Genomic DNA, 23625 nt, shown 5'->3' on the forward strand with positions numbered 1-23625 from the left:
GCTGGCCGGAAGGGAGGAGGGGCTGTCTCTCTTGAGCAGCGCAGGTGTTTCAGATCCCAGAAACAGGAAAAAACTCACGAAGCGGCCGTGAGATGTAGTCGGGTTCGTGCATAGGTTAAAGAAACAGAATCCAAGCCGATTCTGTGCCGAAAAACGGAGGAACAGCCGGGTGAGCGGAATTGATTGGAATACGTTTTCGCCATTTAAAAGCCAAACGCCATCGCTATTCCTTGCGAGAGGTGGAGCAAATTATGGATCAGGTGGTATACGTATTCCGGCAGAAATTTCGAAGAAATCGGGTTTTCAAAACGGAGAGAGGATTCAGCCTTTTCGGAAGACCTAAAGGAATGCTCCACAGAAGACAGGACTGGAATGAATAAGAGAATCGATCTTTCACTCATGCAAGCACTCATGTTTGCTCTGGTCGGCGCCACTTTGGCTATGGCGCAGCAAGCCGGGGCCGGCCCCGGCGTTGCTCCACCCAGACCCCAAGGCCCATGCGACATCTATGCGGCTGCCGGGAACTCCTGCGCCGCCGCTCATAGCACTACACGTGCGTTATATGCCTCATATAACGGTCCTCTCTACCAGGTTTTACGCCAATCGGATGGCAAGACTCTGGACATTGGTGTTGTCCAACCTGTTGCCTCGCCAGTTCCGGATCCAGGCGGATATGCCGACGCGGCTGCACAGGACAGATTCTGCGCTAATACCTACTGCTGGATTACCGCCATCTACGACCAATCTTCCAAGCACAACGATCTTACGCAAGCACCCCGTGGCGGATTCAGCGGCCCAGCCTTGGGTGGGTTCAACAACCTTCCACTCGCCGACATGGCGCCGATTACGATCATGGGGCACAAGGTATATGGTGCCTTTATCGAACCGGGCATGGGACTCCGCCATAACGATGCTAAAGGTACCGCAGTCGACGATCAGGCAGAGGGTCAATATTGGGTCGTGAATGGCAAGCACTTCAACTCCGGTTGCTGCTTCGACTATGGCAACGCCGAGATCGACAGCCGTGATGATGACAACGGCACTATGGAGACTCTCTACTTCGGTAATGCTTCTCCCTGGTATAGCGGGCAAGGGAACGGTCCATGGATCATGACCGATCAAGAGAACAATCTGGTAGGTTGTGTCAACCAGGATGGTTCCAAAGGTTGTTCGAATCTGCCGAGCATTCCTTGGCGATTTGTTACCGCAATTGCCAAGGGTGAACCTCACCATTGGACATCTATGGGTGGCGATGCGCAAAAGGGTGTTCTGTCCGTCATGTTCGATGGACCTCGCGTGAATCCTACCTATGACCCGATGCGTAAACAGGGGGCTATTCTTCTAGGTAACGGTGGCGACAACAGTGATGGCTCACAAGGAACCTTCTATGAAGGAGCGATGACAGCCGCCGGAACATTCCCATCGAACGCCACCGACCAGCTTGTTCAAACCAACATCGTGGCTGCTCGATATAACGTGGCTCCGCTTACCGTAGCTTCTGCGACGGCAGGGCCGCAAACCTTCACTCCGGGATCTTCGCGAGATATCGCCGTAACCTTCACCAACACGACCGGAGCGCCTGTACCGGGCGTTACCTTGAGCCTTGTTGCACCCAGCAAGGGGTGGACCGCCGTTGTCTCCGGTTCCTCCAAAGAGTCAAAGACGTTTGCTCAGCCGGTTGCGCCGGGTGCGAGCGTGAGCGCTACTTTCAAAGTGACCTCCGGGCCTGCAACCTTCAACGGCGATCTGGTCGGCAATGCCTCCTGGACAAACTCGGCCAGTGGCAGTAAGCAAATGGAGATAGCTGCACTTAAGGTGCGGAATACCAGCCCGATCAAGATCAATGAATATCGCGTTCGTTCTGGTGCTCCGGCCAATCCGACAGATTCATTTATCGAACTCTACAATTCGGGTTCGCAAAGCATTGATATCTCCAACTGGACGCTGACTGAGCACCCGGCCCATCAAGCTATTTTCTCGACGGTTAAGATTCCGGACGGGACGAAACTAGCGGCTGGCGGCTTCTATCTCCTGGGTCTCTCCAACTCCGGTCTGGCGGTTCCGGCCCGCGCAGGCGAAAGCACCATTTATGTTAGGAACACGGATGGAATGACGGTAGGCGATACGATCAGTATCGATACTGGCTCCAGCGTGGAAACCCGCAAGATTGCAAGTCTTGGGACGGCTGCCAGCAACCATACAACGCTGTGGCAACCCCTCCCCGAAGGACCGGTAATCACAATTCCTACGGGCGCGACCAATGTACCTGTTGAGAGCGTGGCCGGTTTTGTTGTAGGCCAGAAGATTGCGCTTGGCTACGGCACTACTTACCCGGTTGTTGCAAATACGGTCGAGCAATACGAGACAGCCACTGTAACTGCAGTCGGTAAGCCCGGCATGCAGGCCTATCTGGCGATGGATGCAAATGCTGGTGCGACCAACCTCAAGGTAACATCAGTCTCCGATATTTCTGTTGGTGACAAGATCAGGCTGGATATCGAAAGTGTTGGACATGGAATTGAAACTGTAACAGTGACTAATGTTGGTACGGCAGCAAGTCAGACGAATCTGGCAGCTGGTGCAAAGGCCGGTTCGACCCGGGTCAACGTCCGTCGGGCAGCGGGTTTCGCTGTAGGTGACAAGATTACGGTTGGTACCCCGGCGAGCCAGGAGGTCGTTACCGTTACAGCCGTCGGCAGCAAAGAACCAAACGGTACCACGATTGACTTTACACCAGCCCTTGCTAAATCGCATGTAGCCGATGAGTGGGTGGTATCTCCGGGGACAGGTTTGGATCTGGCTGCTCCACTGCAGTTCAACCATGCCGCCAATCTCCCGTTCAGCAATCGAGGAACAGGGATCAGCTTCCAGCCTGCGACGGACTTTGCCCATTCGAGCAACGAGCCAATCCAGGCACTTGGTACTGGTATAACGCTCGACAGACCGCTGGCTAACGATCATGTGCTCCACGCGGTCGTTCGGGATGACGCTGTCAAGACTGCTGGCTATCAGGGAACACCGGTTCCTAACCAGTGGTTTGGAGGCCCGGAACTGACGACCAGGTCACCTCAATTCGGTCGCATCATAACCGTCGAGGAGGGGAGTATGGTGCTCCGGGATGCTTCGGGAGCCATTGCCGACAGTCTCAATTATGGAGCCCTCGTTGATCCCTGGGCCGCAGAAGGGGATCAAGCCGGTTCAGGAGCACGCCTGAGCGGCTGCTTTGCGCCAGCACCTGGCTCGGCGTTTGAAGACTGGACAACCGTCGTGGCTCCAATTGCCACCAATACGAGCGCAGGACGCTTCCCAGATGGTGTCGATACAGATAGCAACTGTACTGACTTCCTGACTCAGGCCTCTGCCACACTCTCGGCTGCATCGCCCGCGGCTGCAACCAACATCAAAATTGCAAACGTGGAAGGCTTCAGTTCTGGTCAGAAGGTCTTCATTGATTCTGGTGCGAATGTTGAAACCGCTATCATTGCTACTGTTGGCACAGCAGGTGCCACTACCGTGCGCATTGCTACTGGAACAGGCGCAACCGTTCTCCCTGTTGCCAGCGTGACCGGTTTCCGTAAGGGCCAAACGATCACGATTGATAGCGGAGCGGACTCCGAAACAGTCGTAATTTCCTCACTCAGGGGCCGTGGCGCCGCTACCATTACCATCTCTGCTCCACTGGCTCATGCACATGCGGCTGGCGTGCAGATCTCCGGAAGCGGTCTGAGCTTCACTGCTCCCTTGACACTGGCTCATGCCAGTGGAGTGCAGATTTCCAACAGCGTTCCAACCCCTGGAGCTCCGAACCAATATCGGGGAGGGAATCGTTGAGGTCGTAGTACTTGATCATTCGGTTATATGGAGCTCATAACTGAAAAGAATGAATCAGGGGCATACCGTATCACTCGGTATGCCCCGATTCATTTTCTTCGAAATCATTTGATTGCATTCTGGCCGGATTTCACGATACTTTGCACTTCTGCTCCCCGGCTATTCATGTTGCCTGTAACTCTTCGAGAAACATGAAGTTAGCCTTCATGCTGTCGATCTGGTAAAAAATCAGAATTATTTCCTCGTGGAATGGCAAATTTGATGCCTTTGCTGAACATACTTGCATTAGAGTGTGTGGCGTAGTGTGCCACTCGTGTCTCTGAGGATGCCATGGCCCATCGTAAACGGAGCATTTGAAACACTACTTGCAGATCCGAATAACAATACAGCAGGATGGTTCCATGATCTTGGCGACCGCGGCAGCGACACCTCGCGCTTTGGTTACCGCCACAAGGATCTCGGGTCGCTTGCAGACTTCTCTCATGAGAATGGAACTGTGGCTGCTTATCTGGAGAAGGCTGCTCTTTTTTGGAAGTCCAAAGGAGTAGATGGTTTCCGGCATGATGCGACTCTGCACATGAATCCTGCATTCGTGAAAGGGCTCGCTCCGCGATGCGATTGATTCCTCCACTGGAGGGCCAATCACTCACTTCGGTGAGTTCTTCATCGGTCGTCCCGATCCAAAATACGACGAGTACCGAACCTTCCCAAATCGCACCGGTGTTAATGATCTTGATTTTGAATACTTCCGTACTGCCACGAACGCTTTCGGGAACTTCTCTGAAACTATGGCGGATTTTGGTAGAACGACTATAGTTACTCGAACCAGGCGGTGCCGTTCCTTGATAATCACGATGTTACGCGCTTCCGGAACATTCAGCCCAACGACAAACCATATCATGCCGCTCTCGCGACACTCCTGACTTCGCGCGGAATCCCCGCCATTTACTATGGAACCGAGCAATATATAACCGGTGTCGATACTAGTGATACAGGAGGACGCCGCTATTTCCAGACCACAACGACGACCAATGAAAACACAACCGCATTTAAGGTCATCACGGCGCTTTCCGGTTTGCGCCAGCAGAACGATGCAATCGCATTTGGAACGGCCAGCGTGTTATATAGCTCAAATGACGTATTGGTCTTTCAGCGTCAGTTCTATGACAAGCAGGTGATTGTTGCTACGAATCGTCAACCTGATGTGCCATATACAGTTCCTGCAATTAACACCTCTTTCCCTGTTGGAACTTATTCCGATGTGTTGAACGGACTGCTCTCATGTAACTCCGCTACAGTCACAAATGTCGGTGGGCAGAACAAGATTTCATCGTTTTCGCTCTCTGGAGGAGAAACCTGCGTCTGGTCCTATGATCCTTCACTTGGAACCACCACTCCGAGGATCGGCGACATGATGCCGGCGATGGGGCGGGCGGGCAATACTGCCTATATCTATGGACGCGGATTGGCCGGAGGTTCTGTTCTATTCGGCTCAACCGTTGCAACCGTGGTGTCAAGTGTCGATAACAAGATCGTTGTTACGGTTCCGTCTGGCGTTACTGGCCTTACCAACGTTACTGTGGCAAAGGGTGGTGTCACCAGCAATGCATTCACTTACAATGTGCTTTCCGGCGACCAGAACCAGGTCATTTTCCATGCGAGTGTTTCCACAAACTATGGGGAAAACATCTACATCGTTGGAAACATTCCAGAACTGGGGAATTGGGATCCGACGAAAGCAACTGAGGCCATGCTGAATCCAAACTATCCGGCATGGTTCCTGCCCGTGAGCATTCCTGTGAACACAACCTTCCAATTCAAGTTCATCAAGAAGGATGCGAGTGGGAATGTTACATGGGAGAGCGGAAGCAATCGTAGTTTCACCTCTGCGTCCGGCTCCACCGCAACCGTGGATACATCGACGTACTATCCAACCTTCTAGCCGCATTTAGGTCTAGTACGGCCGATCAAAAATCGCGAAGCGTGGCTATTCTTAGCGGAATGGCCACGCAGCTTATAGCTGAAGTCATGTCTTGACAGGAGCTCTATTTGCCCGCGAACTTAGAGTTGAACTCTTCCTGCTCGTTGATGTCTCCCCTTGATAAAAAATAATACGAATGAATATTATCTAGCTGATAACTATTTATATTAAGCGCATGTCATGAGCATGAATATCGTGGGTGTCAATTTTTCGTTACTGGTGTTTCTGCCCCAGAAGCCCTGGAGATCAACCTTTATATCGGTGATTCGTAAGGATCTATCATGGTTCAAAAGGGCCGAGCGTACCCTGGCAATCTATGTAACTGTATGGCTATATCTCTCGTGGATGGTTTCTATTTCCGGTTTCTCCCGTCTGAGGATAAACCGGAGATAGAAGTTCTTGTCTGCACCTATTTGCTTTTTGTGTATGACGAAAAGGTAAATTGCCGAAAAGTTGTATGTAACTGCAGATTGAGGAGTATAGATCCGCTGTGATTGCGCTTTTGCTTAGCAAAGTTCCAATTTGGCAATAGTCGCGGCTTCGAAGTAGCCGCATCGTATTTTTCTGGATATCCACATCGAAGTTTGCGTAGTACATTACTTCTGTATCCGCCCAAGATGGCTCGTGTGGTTCCGTTGAATATTTGTATCTGCAGTCGTCCACCCGAGCTTGTAAAGAATTTGAATATATAGGATCAAAAACTTATTTCCGCTGGGATGGAGAGTAGGGTGCCTAAACAGATGGAAATGCAAACGAATACTGGATGGAACATTCGTGCTTATTTTGAAACGTTTCATTTTTGAGATTATGGATATTAAGCACTTTTAAATGTATTAGTTGGAGGCCGGGCGATCTATACGGTTGTCCCTTGTATATCAGCGGTAAAGAAGAGGAGAGAAGAGGCATGATTTCTGAATGTTTTAATCCATCTTGTAAGAGAAAGCTCGACTATCTTCGTTCGGGGCAGGTGGTCAGGCTCGTCAGGCAAAACAAGCACCTTGTGGAGATAGAGCATTTTTGGCTTTGTGGAGAATGTCATGAAACTCTCGAGATGAGAATTGTTTCCGAACGGTCTGTAGCATTGCGTCGTCGTTTGCACCGACTATCCTATGGCGATGAAAGTGCCATATCTGTAAGAGTACGTGCGGCAGTCTAGAAAGAAGATAAAGGTTATTATCGGATGGGATGTAATATCGCCGTCCGGTATAGCGGGTTCAAAACGCTATCCGTGGTCTCTCCGGAGACTTCCTTGTTGCACTTCTGCAATGTCGGATATGCTTTCACGAATTGAAGGAATTTCTTTATTGGAAATATTGGGAACAGGGAGGGCGCCCTCTGCTGCAGGCGACTGATTGTCTCTGGCCGACCGGAAATTATGATCATATGGGCTTCCTGCTCTCAAAGAAGAGACACTCGCGATCAAGCCGGATGACCTCGTTCCTGTATAGAAAGCGGTGCCCTCCTACTGATTTGCTACTGCGAAATCTCACCTGAAGGTGCCGATTACTGTATATCCAGAGCTAGTGGTACTCCAAAATTTGGGGTACCGTCGTTATTATAAGTAAACTGTTGTGCACGCACGCTACGACCTTCTCCCGTAAAATTGCTGGTGGCTTTCGCTGCATATAAGATCCAGTTCTGAGTGCCATCCGGTGATGTGGTGAAGGTTCCACGCCCTGGGCCAAAGACATTCCCCTTGAGGTTCTGCTGAAAAACTGGACCAGATTTACTCCAGTTGGACGAATCTGTAACAGATCCTTTGCCGGAGTACGTTAATAACCCAAGACAATATGCTGGGCTGGCTGTGTGACTGCCTGAGTAAACGATGAAGATATGACCTCCGTGATAGAGTGCAGTTGGTCCTTCTACGACCGGCCAACTTGTCTGCTCCCATGGCCTGTCAGGATATATGAGTAGATTCGCTTTGCTCGCGAGAGTATGAGGATCGGACAATGGTGCAATCCACACGGCATTATGTCCACCCGTTACACTCACAAACATTAAATATGACTTGCCGTCGACACGAAGCAGTGATGGATCAATGGATGGCATCCCCGTTTCAATGCTTCCTGCAAAAGTGTATGGACCCAGCGGATCGTTATTCAGCGATTTCAATGCAAAAATGCCATGACCGCTATTGTCACCATTTGTCGTCGCCGTGAAATAGATCCACCAGCGATCTTCGAATTGCCAGAGAGTGGGCGACCATATCTGCGTCAACTGTTTTTCGAGAGGGTCGCCAGGTGCCGGGCTCCAGACAATCTTTGGCGAGCGTCGGAGATCTTCCATATGGGTGCTAGCCCACAAGGTGATGTTTCTTCCTGTTGTTGCCAGCAGAATGTAAACGCCGTTATAACGGGTAACAAAGGGGTCAGGGTTGTCGATGATTGGGTTCGTCAATGCTTTTGTTTGCGCACCTAGTGTCGGTGAGAAGAATAAGGCGAACCACGTGCTGACTGTAACGAAAGCTGTAGCCTGTTTCAACATAGAGAATATCCTAGCGACCTATCTATCTGGGATCAATCTTTTCCGCGCGATTATCTATGGTCTACTCCGAGATCGATGATCGCCGCAAGTGCGCAATGCAGTGAGCGAGATTCTATAGTGCAAATGAACTATTGCAAATCGGATAGATTTCATTATTGTGTCGCATTGGCGGTATGCATAAGCTTGCGAGTTATTGTTAAAGGGGGCTCATTTACATAAACCATGATCAATTACTGTTAAACCGCATGCTATTCACAGAATCGATCCCGTCTGTGCTGTGAACAGCAATACCTCCTGTTGCATACGTTTATTCAAGCAGGGGGTCGCAATGGTGGAGACTCGACAAACCTATGGTCGAGGTACCTGAGGCCGATACTAAGTTCATTCTCCCAGATACATGGCCAGATTCAAAAAATGTATTTTTCAGTTGCAATTGAATATAGGAAGACAACGAGATGTGTGGCTACGGAGTCCTACAAACCAGGGGTTTTTGAAGGAGGATAATAGCGGTGAATCTGAAGAGTCCGCATATCGACCCGAGGGGCATTCCACGCCGGTATACATGCGGAGGAGAGAATATCTCTCTTGAATTTTCCTGGACAGCTATTCCTGCAGGAACGAAGGCCTTAGCTTTTCTGCTTCATGCTCCGGATATAAACCAGATCGATGAAGATACTCCAAAGGGAGAGAAGATCCCAGGGTTGGGAATGCAGGGAAAAGACGATAGCGGAGACATCGGTTATCTTGGGGCATGTCCGCCCTCGGGAGTGCATCATTATTTTGCGCGTCTTTTTGCGTTGGATACTGAATTGTCCTTGAGTCCTGGTGCGACTCTCCCGGAAGTAGAACGCGCCATGAAAGGACATTTTCTGAAGCAGACAGCATTAATGGGGATCTATTCCAAAGGCCGTGATTGGGCAGCCTGGTTTAGCAAGTACCCGATTAGGACGCCGGCTATAACTTCTTCCCCAAATGGTCTCAACCTGCTTTTCAAATGAGGAGAAGATCGATCGAGCTATTGCTGATCCTTGCGTTCCAGGGCCCCTTTAGTCATCTCTATGTAACGCAATTTGTTCTGGCTGTTTCTCTAAAGCTGCATCTTACCTTAGGGACGAGATTATCTATCTCGAATAAACAGAATCACGTTTTAGAGAGGGAGTAAGAGAATGGCTGGAAAAGCATTGGGTGTGTCGCTTGAAGAGGCTCGACGTGTCATTCGGGCAGGACAGGAAAAAGCGACTGAGATTGGGGTACCAATGAACATCGCTGTAGTCGATGCGGGCGCAAACCTTGTTGCTTTTGAGCGTCAGGAAGGCGCCTGGATTGGCAGCATCGATATTGCACAAAAGAAGGCATTTACCTCACGCGCTTTTGACATTGAGACCAAGGCCCTGGGCGAGAATTCTCAGAGTGGTGACCAGTTCTTTGGAATTCATGCTTCGAATAATGGCAAAGTCATGATCTTTGCAGGCGGTGTTCCTCTAAAGCGAGGGGGCGAGGTTGTCGGTGCTGTAGGCGTGAGTGGCGGACTTGGCAAGCAGGATCAGGCGGTCGCAGAAGCAGCTGCGAAGGTCTTTGGAGAATAAGTCTCTCTCTATTCCATTACAACGACATTATAGCGACGAGTTGAGGAGTATCAGCATGCCTTCTAATCGTGGAGTCGTTTTCAAGGGACCAGGTAAAGTCGAAATCGAGAATATCGATTACCCGAAATTTCAGGACCCACAGGGAAAACCAATCGAGCATGGCGTAATTCTGCGCGTCGTTTCAACCAATATTTGCGGTTCGGATCAACACATGGTCAGAGGTCGGACAACGGCTTCATCAGGAATGGTCCTTGGGCATGAAATAACTGGCGAGGTAATTGAAAAGGGCAGAGACGTTCTCTTCATTAATATTGGAGATTTGGTCTCTGTTCCATTCAATATTGCTTGTGGTCGCTGTCGTGCCTGTCGTGAGCGGCATACCGGGGTTTGCTTGAACGTGAATCAGAAGCAGCCTGGAGGTGCTTATGGCTACGTTGATATGGGAGGTTGGGTTGGCGGGCAAGCCAATTATGTCATGGTACCCTATGCGGATTTCAATTTGCTGAAGTTCCCGGACAAAGCTCGGGCTATGGAGAAGATTACCGATCTCACCATGTTGTCGGATATCTTTCCTACCGGTTTTCACGGAGCAAAGAGTGCAGGTGTAGAGGTTGGATCTATTGTATACATTGCGGGAGCTGGTCCCGTCGGTCTGGCCGCTGCTGCTTCGGCTTCACTGCTTGGCGCAGCCGTTGTGATTGTCGGTGACCGGAATGAAGACCGACTAAAGCATGCAAGGGAAGTCGGCTTCGAGACGATTAATATCAGCAAACATGACAACCTGAGTGAACAGATCGAACAGCTCGTAGGCGTTCCGGTCGTCGATGCCGCAATTGATGCCGTAGGATTCGAAGCCAGTGCCCATGGCGCAAAGGCGGAAGCGGCACCCGCGGCCGTACTAAATCAACTTATGGATATCACCTTTGTGGCTGGCGGCTTGGGGATTCCTGGTCTCTACGTGGTCGAGGATCCTGGAGCTCCAAATGAAGATGCTAAACACGGTATGTTGAGGATGCGCTTCGGTACAGGATGGTCAAAGTCTCTACATTTTCATACAGGGCAGGCACCAGTTCTACAATACAATCGTCAATTGATGCAGGCGATCTTACATGATCGTGTGCAGATCGCAAAAGTTGTGAATGCTACAGTAATTAACCTCGATGAGGCCCCGGAAGGCTATCAGGAGTTCGATAAAGGTGCTTCGAAGAAATTCGTGATTGATCCGAATGGACTAGTAAGCAAGAAAGCTGCTTGATCGAGTTGTCCAGGAGGTCCTTCTTTTAGTCTCATCGAGGAGGAAGCATGCCACCATCGGTCAAAACCGATTTGGTTGAAAGAATTTCAGCGACCAACTCTGCACTATTCTGTGACCGAGTACAATCAGTTGTTTATATATGAAAGTTCGGTGAGATCCTTTAGGCGCAGATCGAAGCATTTGCTGATTTATTGAGACGTTCTCGAATCGTATTTTTCGCTCTCCCGACTCTGCTTTTGACTGCTCCAACGCTGATCCCTAATTGGGTCGCTGTTTCAGAACCGCTATATTCGTGGATACATCGTAGAATAAAAGCGGACCGTAATGTTCGGGGGAGGCGATTGATTTCCTTTTCTAGATGAACCTCTATTTGGGCTCGAATCCATTGTTGTTCTGGATTTAATCTGAAATCGGCAAAATCCAACATCAATATATCTTCGCCGTCCTCCGAGGGAGGGAGGACAAGAGAGATAGCATCGTTGCGCCTCTTACGCAAGCACATCAAGGCCTGATTCACGGCAATCTGCATTAACCACGTTTTGAACTTCGAATTTCCGCGAAAGCTGGCGAGATACCGATAGGCACGGATAAAAGTTTCTTGCGTCTGATCTTCGGCATCTTCGCGGACTTTAGTGATTCTGAAGATTGTACGGAAGACGGACTGTTTGTGTTGTAGCACGAGTTTTTCAAATGCTGTAACATCCCCACTTGCTGCGCGCTCAACGAGCGGGCGATCCGGGTCATTGTCGAAAATGATTAGCTCAGTCATTTATGATCCTTGTTAGCGTGGCATTTGCCCGATTGTCTGTTTAACTTCGTTCTCTGCTAGAGAGAGCCCCAGCGTAGACTCAAGTAAAGACGCATTTGCCTCGATGGCCATTGCGTGAGCCTTAATTTTCTCCGAGAGCAGGATGGAGTTTTGTTCAAACTGTCGATCTGCCACTCTGGCTGCTTCGGTTCGTAGCTCCATCACCTTGCGGGCGACGCCCAACATGCCTTCGGCCTGCTCTACCTTGTCATATGCAGCATTTACCTGCACCTCCAGTTCGTCGTTCAGCTTACGGAGATTCTCCTCAGCTTCATTCAATAGAATTTGGGAATGGCGGATCTGTTCGTTTCTCTTTCCTCCATCGAAAAGATCGTAGGACAGGGTGACGCCAAAGGTTCCGAAGTTGTGAACAAGCAATGGGACCCCGCTTTGATAGCTGTATCTGGCAATTCCTGTTACGTCAGGAATGTATGCATCCTTGGCAGCGATGACGCCGGCCTTGGCCCTCGCGATTGCTTGCTGTGCAGCAAGAATCTGCAAACTCTGTTTTTTTGCGATGCGCAAGCCATCCTCACGTGACGGAATATCCGTGGAAGGCGATTCTGTACTTGCATCGAGCTTAAAACGTACACCGATCGAGAGTCCAAGCAGATTATCGAGATTGAGTGTCAAATCATCAAGCTGTAGCTTTTGGGTTAGGACCGACTGTTTTGCTTTCAGCCACGCAGCGCGGCTTTCCAAAGCAGCTGTTTCGAGGGCTGCCCCTCGTTGCACATCATTCTGGTTTTCATGGTCATACTGTTCGGCAGCATGCAGCTGTTCTTCTGCTGCTTGTTGTTTCAATTGTGCAATCAGAATTCCGTAATAGAGCTGGCGCACCTTCAAAACAATCTCATCTTGCGCTTGCGTCCGTTTAATTTGTGCAGCTTCGACGTCGGCGGCAGCTGCGCGATTGAATGCATGAATTTTGAAGAACTGAGTAAGCGGCTGTGCCAGCCCAGTCCCACTGGTATAAGTAGTCAACTCGCCTTGATCAATTGTAAGAGTGTGTCTGGGAATTGGTCCTGTTACGGTGGTGTTCCCAAATGCACCTACAGGAATCGCAACTCCGGCAAGTTCTGTAAGGTGCAACGCAGTCGACTCGTTTTTGATCTGAGGGAAATAGGCAGCACGCGCGATCTTCTTGAGGTGTTCTTTATCAGCGACTTCTAGCGTGGCAATCTGCAAATCGCGGTTATTGCTCAATGCCATATCGATGGCCTCCGAGAGTGTCAATAATCCGGGATGTGAGTTCTGCGCCATCAGCGTGGATGAGTTTGCGCACAACGTGAACAAACCGGCCAACAATAACACCTCGAGAGTATTTCCCGCATAGGTATAGACTTGCTGAAAAGCGGCTTGTTTTGACGGAAAGCCGCGTATGCTTCTGCGATTTGGTCTACATCTTTGTAGGAAATACCCTAGGCGTCTTCGGGTACGCCGGATTTCGAACTTCATACCTGATTCCCTTCAATCAAGAATGTCAGCATTACAGCGACTGAGCGGCAGGAGTTTCTGTTACCTGCCTATATTGGGTTTGAACTGAACCCATGAATGCGACAGCTAACATGCACACGACGGCTGCCCCTGCTACCAGTGCAAAGCCGTCACCAATCGCAAGCGTGAATGCCTGCCCCCGCACTTGCAATGCAAGAAGTTCTACAACTCGACCGCTCCCTGTATCTGGATTGCTTGCATGCGGTATTATTCCTGCCTTTAGTGCAAGAATCCTTTGGTCGCTAGCGGTTCGTCCAAGCTGGATAGCAAGACCAAGGATGTTGGAATGAAACTGTTCGCGATAGGACAGAAAATACTGCATCACAGCAGTTCCTAATTCCCCGCCCAGAAGTCGTACGGTCTGGAAGAATCCTGCGAATGTAAGCACATCAATCGGCCGTGCTAGAGCGCCGGTGTTTAGAACTTCCAGAATGAGCGAGCCAACGAGCCCGTTGAAGGCCAGCCCCAAGCCGACTGCCATCATGCATTGCGAAAGCCAGAAGCTATCTCCATACCACCGTGAGTCCACTTGCATATTCACCACACAAGCAAATGCCACCAGGCCAAAGCCCGACGCAAGAACAAGCCGTGCATCTATGAAGCGCAGAGAATAAATAGCAAGCAGTCCGCAAAGACATTGTGGAATTGCCACCCACAACAGGACGGGCCCGGTTTGCAAGGCTCGATATCCCTGGATAGTAGAGAGATAGCTGGGAAGAACAAGAACAGGCGCCAGCATGACGAAGCGAAAGAAAATAAGCACTATCGCGAGCAGAATTGTGTTACGTCGAGCGAGAAATCTGAGATGAATAAGTGGGTTGGCATCTACCAGGCGTCGCCACACAGTAGCCACCAGCAGGAAAGCCCCGGTGATCGTGAGCGCAATAATCGTAGCCGAATTCCACCAATCAAGCCGCTGTCCCTGATCGAGAACGATATAGAGCAGAGAGAATCCAAGGCTTGCATATAGAAAACCTCTCCAGTTGGGGCGCGGTTGTTCGGATGACGGCTTGGGGCGTGGTTGCCATGGTATCCCGTAATAGACAAGAACAACCATCACGGGTGTTAGCAGGGTACTGTTCCAGAATATCCAGCGCCATGACAAATGATCCACATACCACGCTTCAAGAGATGTCGCAACGTATGTCGTGAAGACGATATCCATTGCATAGGCCGCAATGCCCAGAAGAACAAAGCGCATGGGCAGGTTGCGCAATACGAAGGATAGGGTAAGCGGATAGAAGCTGCCCGCAGTAAGTCCCGCTAGTATCAGCAGGAGGAGCATGACCGGCAGCGTCGTAGTGAATGCGAGAAGAGCGCTGATGAGCGAAAACAACATACCGCATATCAGCAGGACTCGGCGTGGGCCCAGCAATCCTCCCAGGTATACGGAAAATGGGCCGATGAACATCACTGCCGTATTAAAGGCGGTGCTAATCCATGAGGCTTCGTCTACGCCAAGATGCAGGACTCCCTTCAGATCTGCGAGGCCAACGCTGATAAGTCTGCCCTGAAAGGTTGCAATCGACGCACCAAGCAGAACACCTATGACTCCAAGGAATGGGCGCGTTGTATTGTTTGAGGAGATGGCCACCTCTGATGGTTGCTGCTCTGGTTTGATTCGCCCTTTCGTCACGATCGGTTATCCTCAGTCTTCGTATTTTGACCAGAGGTATGAATGGTTACTACAGCCGAGAATCCTGCCTTTAGTTGTCCCTGTAGAGCGTGGTTGGGGTCAAGTACTATCTTTACCGGAACCCGCTGAACAATCTTTGTGAAATTTCCTGTTGCGTTATCCGGTGGAAGCAAGGCGAATTGCGAACCGCTAGCAGGCGCGATTTCTGCGACTTTTCCATGCAATGTAATTCCAGGAAATGCATCTACCTTGATATCGGCTCTATCTCCCGGATGGATATTCGTGAGTTGTGTTTCCTTGTAGTTAGCTTCGATCCAGACGTCACCCTTTACTAGTGAGAGAACCTGCATGCCTGCGCCAACAAGCTGGCCCGGCTGCACATGTCGTTCTCCGGCCGCTCCATTTATGGGAGAAAGGATCTTCGTGTATCCCAGATTAACTTCAGCTACGGCAATCGATGCGCGCTTGGCTTCGATGTCTGCGCGATAGATGCTGTCCTTTGTATCCAGAAGTGCGCGCTGGCTTCTTTGCGAGGCGAGCACACTCTTGCTGCTTGCCAGAGCTGCCTTTGCTCGTTCAAGATCAGCTTGTCTAGTTGCTAACATCGCTTGAAATCGCTCGGCATCCGCGATCACTTGTTCAAGTTTTTGATGAGTTGTGGCTCTTTCCGTCCAAAGCGCTTCCTGCCGCCTTCGTTCTGCCTGAGTGCGCTCTACGTCTGGTTTAACCGACGCTATTCCAGCTTCTGCGGTGACGACCGCTGCAGAAGCAGCTGCCAATCCAGCTTCTGCGTTTTGAATCTGGGCATCCTGCGATACCTTTGCCGTCTGATTTGTAGCCAGTTCTGCTTCTGAAGCTGCTAAAGCGGCCTGCGCTTGAGCCAAAATCGCACGGTAGTCGTTGTCGTTGAGCTCTACCAAGAGTTGCCCTTCTTTTACTGCTTGGTAATCGGTGATGTTCACGTTACGAACTGTCCCACTGATACGGGTACTGAGCGGTGTAACGTCGGCACGGAAGTAGGCATCTTCGGTCTTCTGCTCCGATCGATTTCCCTCCCAGGAAGTCCAGCAACCATTAATCGTGAAGATCAAAATAGTGGCCGAGCACAAAATGACGAGAGGAACAATGATTTTCTTTATCATTAGTGAATCCCCAGAATGCTGCAGGGCACATCCTGCGCGAGTGAATATACTGTGCTCCAGATACGGGAGATACGAAATGACCGATGGTGGAGTCCGACAACAAGTAAATCCACCTTCTGGTCACAGACAAAACCCGCGATAGCTTCTACCGTGTCTCCATCGATTAAGCTCGAGACCACCGCTATGTTTTCGTGTAAGGCTAATGCCTTCGCTCTTGCTTGCAGCTTTTCACAAACCTGGATCTTGTCCTGGTGGAGTGAGCACATTCCGGAAGGATCCACGCCGGCGACATAGGCCGTATAGGCAGGAAGCTCTTCCATGATCGTGACCGTGAGTAATTCCGCTTCAAGAGCCTTAGCGAGTTGGATCGCGGATCGAAATGCGCGTTCAGCTTCTGGCGATTCATCATATGCAACTGCTATTTTGCGAAACATTACGCCTCCCGAAGATTTTTGAATAAATCGATCGAGGTACATTCCTCAGATCTCACTTTCGTTCTCATTGGTCTTGAAGTTTTGCAGGGCGCGCGTAACAGCATCTTGAATCTCTTCTTCAGAGAACGGCTCCGTGATCAGGTCGTAAGCTCCCGATTCGAGTACACCTGCCCATAATTGAAACGTTGCCCGTCGTGCATAGACCAGAATCGAGGGTCGGGGGGTAAGCAGGCACAGTTCGCCCCATAGCGCCCACCATTCCGCATCCGGAAGTGCAGCTGGCAGAATTGCAACCTCAAACGACCCTCCGGCATGAATGTAATGAGCAACTTCGTAAGCATGAGTTGCTCCAATGACTTCAACATGTAACGGCATAAGCTGGCGGCTGAGCCTAACGCACATTTCTGATGGAGCCACGGTAAGCACTCGCATTTGGCGTTTCTCGTCTTCCACGCTAAGCCTCTCGTATACTTATCGAGAATGTCATGGTTGTCTCCTGGCGGGAAGTGAGCAACGGTTAGCTGACAGTGATTACAGAAAAAATGTAGGCGTCTCCGTTATGATGGTTGAAAGCTGCTGTTATTCCTGAGCTGATGGTGACGCCTTCATTTTCTGCAAGGGAGTTGGTCCGTGGACGAAAAGCTGATGACTGAAAACATCTCCGAAGCGGAAGTGCACTCGCAGCTCAGCCTCATTCTGCAGAGCGACCTTTTTGCGCAATCGGACCGGTTGGGGCGCTTTCTGCGTTTTACGGTCGAGAGTGCGCTCGTGGGAAATGCACACATACTTAAGGAGTATGTGATTGGTACCGAAGTATATGATCGAAAACCCCCTTACCATCCAAGCCAGGACTCAATAGTTAGAACAGAAGCCAGAAGACTTCGTGCCAAACTAAAGGAGTATTACGAGTCGGGAGGCAAAGAGGATCCTATATTCATCTATCTGCGGCCGGGTACCTACGTGCCGGTTTTTCGCCGGAACGAAAAATCATCTTCCTATAACTCGAAGTTGACGAGTTCAAATGGAGGGCTACTTGCCGAAGGAGAGGGGGTATCTCTGGCCGTATTGCCCTTCGCGGATCTCTCTGGACAGCCATTTTCCGGCATGTGCGCGCAGGGCATTACAGAGGAATTGATCCACGCTTTAGTACGGACTGAAGGCGTTAAGGTTGCCTCAGCTACTTCCGTGGCTAAGTATGCGGCAATTCCTCGTGATATTCCTTCGCTGGCACGTGAATTAGGGGTGCAGTTTGTTATTGAGGGTAGCGTTCGCGGAGAAAATAACCATTTGCGCATTACCTCTCGCGTTTTGAATTCAGATGGTTTTCAGCTTAATTCCCAACGCTTTGAGACAGAAGTAAACTCTGATTCGATTTTCCAAATCCAGGAACTGATTGCTCGAGCATTCGTCGGCCGTGCCCGCCCCGAACAGTCGCATATACGGCATTTGAAAGCTACAGCTGGGGCGCTGATGCTGTCGGTGTATCCGCTTATCATCCAGGCAGAAACGCAACTTGATGAGGGATCTGCTATGGATTTGCAGGCAGCTCTGAGGAAGTTTCAGCAGGCAGCACAACTCGCTCCGGATTTTGCACGGGTTTTCTGTGGCATAGCGCAGTGTCATGTAGAAATGATTCTGCGCGGCATTTATCCCTCTTCTATGGCAGTTGCAGAGGCGAGATCAGCGGCATTGAAGGCTGTTGAGCTCGATTCTCAGATGATTGAGTCTTATTCGTGTCTTGCCTGCGTTCAGGCTCTTGAGTGGAAGTGGCAAGAGGCGGAAGCAAGTTTCAAAGAGGCCCTGCGGCAGGGAGTACACGTTGGGGTGACGCGCCAGTACGCCTTGTTTCTCGCAGGTATGCGGCGCTTCGACGAAGCTTCCTACTATCTTGGAATTGCGCAGCGAAACGATCCGTTCTCATTCCGTCAGAAGATTACGCAAGCTAAATTTCTATTTCTGTCGCATCGTTACGAAGAGGGTGCAAAACTCGCTTCGGATCAGCTCATCTATGGTCCTGTTCCTGTAGAGGCTCAACTATACATCGCTTTCATGAATGTATATCTAGGTAACAAGGACGCGGCAAGACGAATCGCGGAAAACATTCGTCCCAGCTCAGGTGCGCATCTTCCAATGATGGCGGGTATTGCAGAGGCTTTGGCTATGAGTGGGGATGAAGAACTCGCCAACCGCCTTACAAGGGAGTTCAGTCTATTGACCTCTCCTACCCCGATTAGCAGATTTCGCCAGGCCCTTCTTGCCCTGGCGCTCGGAGAGACATCAACGGCTCTTTCCCTATTACAGGCAGCAGCAAAGAACAAAGAACCAGAATTGCTATGGATTGCAGCCGACCCAAGGGTTCAGCCCCTCCGAGCGGAAGCTGTTTTCAAAACTATTTTGGCTGAACTCTTTCCGGATAATGAGCTAATCCTGTCAGATCTAGGCTGACAGGATTGGCAATTGAGATAATGACCTATACTTGCTCATCTCTTTACCTGAACCAAAACCAAGTAGGCCTCTGTACCGAATAGTTCCATATCCGACAGCTTTGCGTTTGTCCGGAATTCGAATGGCGTTGCGGAGCTTTCGCTGCGGATGCTCCTCAGATAATCGCAGTTTTGACTTAATTTATAAATATCAATATAAGGTGAATAGTAGGGCATTGCGGGCTCAGGCTTACTGACGCCGAGAGAATAAGTTTTCCATCCTGGCTTATACGTATTCCTAATTCTAGAATCAGTTCAATTATGTTTTGTGTTTCCCGGCTTATACAGCAAGGGCGTTATCTCCGATCGCGTTGGTCGGGATTTTATGTCCTCTGATTATGTGAACCAAGGCATTGCCATTTTGACAACTAAAGATAGCCGGTTTTTTATGCGGTTTGCTCGCTGATCAATCATCATCGTCAAGGGGTTTTCCATATCCGGATTCTGGGGTACGTTTTGCTCTTCAGGCCGCTCAGCTTTGTTTCTTGCATTTGAACTTCGGTAGCATCTCCTTTTACGAAATTGCGTATTTTCAAAAGAAAATTCTAGGCTCAAATGGGTACTATGCTCATGGGAGCTGAATGGATGGACGACAGAATCCTGGTTTTGCGTATAGCCGCCTGGATAGAAGAACACTTAACTGATTCCGATCCGAATCTGGATTTAGAAAAGGTCTCGGGCTATTCGGAAAACCGCTTGCGGCAAAAGTTTTACAACATTGCGGGTGAAACGCCTTCTGGCTACCTCAGGAAAAGACGTCTTACTGAGGCGGCGCGGGCGCTCATGAAGGGAGAACGTATCGCTGATGTCTCGCTCTCTTACGGATACAGTTCCCAAGATAATTTCACCACAGCATTTAAATCGTGGTTCGGAATAACTCCGGGAGAACTTCGGATCGTTGATCGTAAGTACCGCGATCTGTTTGAAAGGATGAAGGAGCCGCTGAATATCATGGAATTGACCAATCTCAAACAAAGCCCAATAAATACGACTCTCATGAGCAGCATTAAGGGAGCTTCAGAGTTCTTCGATCTGGACTGGTCGATTGCCAAACTCTTCGGCTATAGCACTCATGCTTTTGTTCTCAACATCCATGACGATCTTTGTCCCAGTTCGCCCTATTGTTGGAACAAAGATCGGCTCTTTCTCGCTCTTCGTAACATGGGAATCCGCAGGAGTGGTACGGTCAGCCTAAAACGGAGTAGTACTCTTGCAGAATTGAGCGAAGGTGAAAATAAGATTAAAGCGCATCTCGATGCCGGTAAGGTCTGCATTCTAGATTTTATGGAGCATCAGCTTATCTCTGGATACGATCTAAAGGGATTCCTATTGTTGAAGCCTTGGCCGGGCGCAACCTGCGTGCCGGATGAGGTAAGAGCTACGCTCAGCTTCGGGATGGAAAATGAGGCTCTCGCGAAGGAAGGCTGGGTGGGTTTTACCCTTCTCGAAAAGGAAGAGTATCGGGCAGACGAAGGTTCGCAGCTGGAATCGGCATTGACCATAGCGCTACGCATGAGATCTACGCCCGAGGAGTTTGAGTATCCTGGTTACCTGTTTGGTGATGGAGCTTGGGAGAACTGGATCAGAGGCATCGACAAAGGGCTTGGCAGCACCCATGGACACTGGTGGAGCGGAACGGTCTGGATGGAGTGCCGAAAGATGGCCGCCAAATTCTTCTCTGAGATTGAATCATCAATGAAAACTGCGAAGGCAGCAGCTCTGTGCAGAGAACTGTCCGCGCTTAATTGTGAATGCAGCACCAAACTCGATATCGCACGAAGCAAAGAGGCTGATCCCTCCATCCAGAAGAGCTCGTTAAGCGAAGGGCGTGAGCTTGACAGCAGTTGCGCCAGACTTATGAAGGAATTGCTGGCAGAGAGTATCTTTTGATACTCCCTGCCGTGCTTGGGCGCAGGCTCGCTATAGCACGCTGCGAGCTTGACGGAATCTCCCCGATCGATAGCGGACCATGCAGTCTATTATTTGTTTTGAGGAAGAGTGAGCATCAGAGCCGTTGGGTTTCTGTGTGGTCGAACAAAGAGCCGTTAAGTGTGGGCCATTCCCCGGCAGAATGGCCGTGCAGAACATCCACTCTTGATCTAGTCGAAACCTAAGTGTTCACGTTTCGTTGAATGCAGATGCTGATTCAACGAGATGATTCAACCAGGGTGATGTGGCTTTCGGCATCGTTCTGATCTGTGAGGAGTAGAGCGCTTTCATCGGTGCACAGGCTCAGGCCGGAGTAGACCGGGGGCCTACGGTCTAGCGTAATGATTTTTGAGCTACGTGATGTGGTTAGATTCAGAAGATTAATTGTTGGTTTGTCCTGGGCGAAACTCAAAAAATAAAGACCGGATCTGGATAGGTTCCAATACCCCCAATAACCTACTTTGGGTTGATCGAGGATACGTATTTCCGGACCGCCGCTTGCCGGAATCCTCCAGATGCCGGATACATCGGGTTTTGTGTAGTAGAGCCATTTCCCATCGAAAGATTCGGCGGCGATAAATCCTCCACCGGTGGTGATCTGCTGGGGCGTACCCCCGGAAGTGGAGATCTTCCATATCTGCCAGCTATCGTTACGGTTGGAGCTGAAATAAAGAAAACGTCCGTCGCGTGACCATCGCGGAAGGATATCGTTGTAGTTTCCGCTGGTGATCTGCCGTGGCACTCCTCCTCCAGCGGGTGTCACATAGATATGCGACCGTCCTTCTGGGCGTGAATCGAAGGCGATTTGTTTGCCATCCGGGGACCAGGCCGGGCTGCCACTCAGTGATCGCTCGAAAGAGGTAATTCGTACCAGATTGGAGCCATCCTTGGAACTGACCCAGATTTCCTGGGATCCCGAGCGCCATGATTGAAAGGCGATGTGTGTTCCATCCGGAGAGCAGGCGGGAGCGGAATCTTGTTGTGTGGAAGAGACAACAGCAGTTGCCTTCGGATCGCCTGTAGAGGAACGAAGCTGAAATTTTAGAATGCTCCAAACCGCCGAACTTTGTGTATAGGCTAGCCGCTGGGTTGTGCGGGAGATAGCTGGTTCCGTTGCGTCATCTGTTCCCACTGGAAGACGTTGCGGTTCTCCACCTGTGCTGGGTACCCGCCAGAGGGAATATTTACCGCCTCGGTCCGAGGAAAAGACAATCGAGCGACCGTCGTTGTCCCAGGCGAGGCTCTTGATGTTTCGGTTATCGAAGGTGATGCGCTTGGGTGGTATCTCATGATCGGAAGAAATGACATAGATGTCCCGTACCGCCCCCTCGGTCGCGCGAACAAAAGCAATTTGCTTTCCGTCTGGAGAGAAGGCCGGACTCACGTCTCCTTCCCAATTGGAGGGCGGATGGGTCAGGATACCGATCTGCAGGGTATCGAGTGACAACCTATATATAGAAGATGGATGCTGCGCCGATTTGCCATAGGGGAAGATCAGGCTTTTTCCGTCAGGAGACCAGGATAGAGCTGCCAGATCCCAGACGATGGCCGGGCTTGGGGAGTATATCTTTCGCGGCGTGCCCCCCAGGCTGGAGATCAGATAGATGCCCTGATCGGAATCGGAGGCGCTGAAATATGCGATCTGACTACCGTCAGGAGACCATACCGGGCTGAACTCATAGGCATCATCCGAAGTCAGGCGGTGAAGGGCTTCATTCCCAATCTGCTTAATATAAAGATCGCGTGTATCGTTTCTACGGCCATCCCAGACAAAGACAATCTGATTGCCATCAGGGGAAAAGGCCGGTTGTGACTGTTGCCCTTCGTAGGAGGTAAAAGAAACGGTTCGGAAGGCGACTGCCGTGACCGGGGTCTTCTGGTGAGTAATGGTCCACCAGAGTACTAGACTCAGCACGGCTATTAGACAGACAAGGACCAGAAGCGCCGGAATTAACCAACGCTCTCTCCAGCGGTTCCGGATCTTTGGCCGCGTTTCCTCGGCGGAAGTTTCGGAGGCTTCTTCTTGTTCAGGAGGAGCAATAACCGTGACTACTTCGGAAGATTCACCAGTTTTGAGTGCAGCGACAGCTGTTGCTCTATTTACCTCGCTCTCATGGGTAATAGTCGCCGATTCTAAGGGTTGCGGGTCCACCAGCAGACGATAGCCTGCTTTAGGGATCGTCTGGATGAATTTGGGGTTGTGAGGATCGTCGTCCAGCAAGCGGCGGAGGACTGAGATGCTTCGCGTCAGCACGTCATCACTGACGAAAGTGTCTGGCCATACCGCCTGGATCAATCTCTCTTTGCTCAGAACCTCTTTCGGGTGCAAAGAGAGCTGTACTAGAACCTGCATTACCTTCGGTTCGAGGTGAAGGATCTTTTCGTCCTTCTGCAGGCAATTGATTTCCGGATCAACCTGCCAATCAGCGATTTTGAAACTACCCCTCAAAAAAGAGCCCCTCAGCGTTGTGACAAGATACCTCGAAATTATAACGAGCCGAACAGGTAATCGATTCCCCTTTTATTTTCAATGATTTCTGGACCTCAGAAAAACCT

At 50.3% G+C, this 23625-nt stretch carries 16 protein-coding genes; 8 read left to right on the top strand and 8 right to left on the bottom strand.

Annotated features, from left to right (window positions below; translation table 11 throughout):
• Window positions 1-372 precede the first annotated feature (372 nt).
• The 3 genes from AC6I7T_RS32390 (at window position 373) to AC6I7T_RS32400 (ending at window position 5773) form a co-directional block, all read left to right on the top strand.
• The gene (locus tag AC6I7T_RS32390) at window positions 373-3831 is read left to right on the top strand and encodes an arabinofuranosidase catalytic domain-containing protein (RefSeq protein ID WP_497794802.1); all 3459 of its coding nucleotides are present in this window, start codon (window positions 373-375) and stop codon (window positions 3829-3831) included.
• Between the two features lie 304 nt (window positions 3832-4135).
• The gene (locus AC6I7T_RS32395) at window positions 4136-4453 is read left to right on the top strand and encodes a hypothetical protein (RefSeq protein WP_497794803.1); all 318 of its coding nucleotides are present in this window, start codon (window positions 4136-4138) and stop codon (window positions 4451-4453) included.
• A 210-nt stretch (window positions 4454-4663) separates the two neighbouring features.
• The gene (locus AC6I7T_RS32400; RefSeq protein ID WP_497794804.1) at window positions 4664-5773 is read left to right on the top strand and encodes a carbohydrate-binding module family 20 domain-containing protein; all 1110 of its coding nucleotides are present in this window, start codon (window positions 4664-4666) and stop codon (window positions 5771-5773) included.
• 1542 nt (window positions 5774-7315) lie between these two features.
• On the opposite strand, the gene AC6I7T_RS32405 is transcribed toward AC6I7T_RS32400, so the two are convergent.
• A complete protein-coding gene (locus tag AC6I7T_RS32405) occupies window positions 7316-8299 on the bottom strand; it encodes a glycoside hydrolase family 43 protein (RefSeq protein WP_497794805.1) in 984 nt (327 codons plus the stop codon).
• Window positions 8300-8808: 509 nt separating this feature from the next.
• Between AC6I7T_RS32405 and AC6I7T_RS32410 the strand changes: the two genes are divergently transcribed.
• From AC6I7T_RS32410 to fdhA, 3 genes are all read left to right on the top strand, one after another.
• Window positions 8809-9297 carry a YbhB/YbcL family Raf kinase inhibitor-like protein gene (locus AC6I7T_RS32410; protein WP_497794807.1) on the top strand — a complete coding sequence of 163 codons (489 nt, stop codon included), beginning with the start codon at window positions 8809-8811 and terminating at the stop codon, window positions 9295-9297.
• 168 nt (window positions 9298-9465) lie between these two features.
• A complete protein-coding gene (locus AC6I7T_RS32415; protein WP_497794808.1) occupies window positions 9466-9885 on the top strand; it encodes a GlcG/HbpS family heme-binding protein in 420 nt (139 codons plus the stop codon).
• A gap of 55 nt (window positions 9886-9940) precedes the next feature.
• Complete coding sequence (gene fdhA, locus AC6I7T_RS32420) at window positions 9941-11140, top strand: formaldehyde dehydrogenase, glutathione-independent (protein ID WP_497794810.1); 1200 nt, start codon at window positions 9941-9943, stop codon at window positions 11138-11140.
• Between the two features lie 160 nt (window positions 11141-11300).
• Here the strand turns inward: fdhA and AC6I7T_RS32425 are convergent, their stop codons facing one another.
• Genes AC6I7T_RS32425 through AC6I7T_RS32450 form a run of 6 tightly spaced genes read right to left on the bottom strand, consistent with a single transcriptional unit; the run spans window position 11301 to window position 17110 of the window.
• Window positions 11301-11909 (bottom strand): RNA polymerase sigma factor, encoded by a 609-nt coding sequence (locus AC6I7T_RS32425; RefSeq protein WP_497794811.1) that lies wholly within the window; start codon window positions 11907-11909, stop codon window positions 11301-11303.
• Between the two features lie 12 nt (window positions 11910-11921).
• Window positions 11922-13406 carry a TolC family protein gene (locus tag AC6I7T_RS32430; protein WP_497794813.1) on the bottom strand — a complete coding sequence of 495 codons (1485 nt, stop codon included), beginning with the start codon at window positions 13404-13406 and terminating at the stop codon, window positions 11922-11924.
• Window positions 13407-13437: 31 nt separating this feature from the next.
• The gene (locus tag AC6I7T_RS32435) at window positions 13438-15081 is read right to left on the bottom strand and encodes an MFS transporter (protein ID WP_497794814.1); all 1644 of its coding nucleotides are present in this window, start codon (window positions 15079-15081) and stop codon (window positions 13438-13440) included.
• The gene (locus tag AC6I7T_RS32440; protein ID WP_497794815.1) at window positions 15078-16223 is read right to left on the bottom strand and encodes an HlyD family secretion protein; all 1146 of its coding nucleotides are present in this window, start codon (window positions 16221-16223) and stop codon (window positions 15078-15080) included. Before AC6I7T_RS32440 ends, AC6I7T_RS32435 begins: the two co-directional genes overlap by 4 nt.
• Complete coding sequence (locus AC6I7T_RS32445) at window positions 16223-16657, bottom strand: universal stress protein (protein WP_497794816.1); 435 nt, start codon at window positions 16655-16657, stop codon at window positions 16223-16225. The genes AC6I7T_RS32440 and AC6I7T_RS32445 overlap by 1 nt, the downstream gene beginning before the upstream one ends.
• A gap of 45 nt (window positions 16658-16702) precedes the next feature.
• Entirely contained in the window at window positions 16703-17110 is a 408-nt protein-coding gene (locus AC6I7T_RS32450) for a hypothetical protein (RefSeq protein WP_497794817.1), read from the bottom strand.
• A gap of 177 nt (window positions 17111-17287) precedes the next feature.
• On the opposite strand from AC6I7T_RS32450, the gene AC6I7T_RS32455 reads away from it, so the two are divergent.
• Window positions 17288-19102, top strand: coding sequence for a hypothetical protein (locus AC6I7T_RS32455; RefSeq protein WP_497794818.1), 1815 nt, complete (start codon window positions 17288-17290; stop codon window positions 19100-19102).
• A gap of 623 nt (window positions 19103-19725) precedes the next feature.
• Complete coding sequence (locus tag AC6I7T_RS32460; protein WP_497794819.1) at window positions 19726-21030, top strand: helix-turn-helix transcriptional regulator; 1305 nt, start codon at window positions 19726-19728, stop codon at window positions 21028-21030.
• A 256-nt stretch (window positions 21031-21286) separates the two neighbouring features.
• On the opposite strand, the gene AC6I7T_RS32465 is transcribed toward AC6I7T_RS32460, so the two are convergent.
• Entirely contained in the window at window positions 21287-23518 is a 2232-nt protein-coding gene (locus tag AC6I7T_RS32465) for a DPP IV N-terminal domain-containing protein (RefSeq protein ID WP_497794820.1), read from the bottom strand.
• Between the last annotated feature and the right edge of the window lie 107 nt (window positions 23519-23625).

The sequence above is a fragment of the Humiphilus diazotrophicus genome (assembly GCF_059726315.1).

What these genes read in the sequence shown, in the direction of transcription:
- AC6I7T_RS32390 (WP_497794802.1), top strand. Translation starts at nt 373, where the DNA reads ATGAATAAGAGAATCGATCTTTCACTCATGCAAGCACTCATGTTTGCT.
- AC6I7T_RS32405 (WP_497794805.1), bottom strand. Translation starts at nt 8,299, where the DNA reads ATGTTGAAACAGGCTACAGCTTTCGTTACAGTCAGCACGTGGTTCGCC.
- AC6I7T_RS32415 (WP_497794808.1), top strand. Translation starts at nt 9,466, where the DNA reads ATGGCTGGAAAAGCATTGGGTGTGTCGCTTGAAGAGGCTCGACGTGTC.
- fdhA (WP_497794810.1), top strand. Translation starts at nt 9,941, where the DNA reads ATGCCTTCTAATCGTGGAGTCGTTTTCAAGGGACCAGGTAAAGTCGAA.
- AC6I7T_RS32425 (WP_497794811.1), bottom strand. Translation starts at nt 11,909, where the DNA reads ATGACTGAGCTAATCATTTTCGACAATGACCCGGATCGCCCGCTCGTT.
- AC6I7T_RS32430 (WP_497794813.1), bottom strand. Translation starts at nt 13,406, where the DNA reads ATGAAGTTCGAAATCCGGCGTACCCGAAGACGCCTAGGGTATTTCCTA.
- AC6I7T_RS32440 (WP_497794815.1), bottom strand. Translation starts at nt 16,223, where the DNA reads ATGATAAAGAAAATCATTGTTCCTCTCGTCATTTTGTGCTCGGCCACT.
- AC6I7T_RS32445 (WP_497794816.1), bottom strand. Translation starts at nt 16,657, where the DNA reads ATGTTTCGCAAAATAGCAGTTGCATATGATGAATCGCCAGAAGCTGAA.
- AC6I7T_RS32460 (WP_497794819.1), top strand. Translation starts at nt 19,726, where the DNA reads ATGGACGACAGAATCCTGGTTTTGCGTATAGCCGCCTGGATAGAAGAA.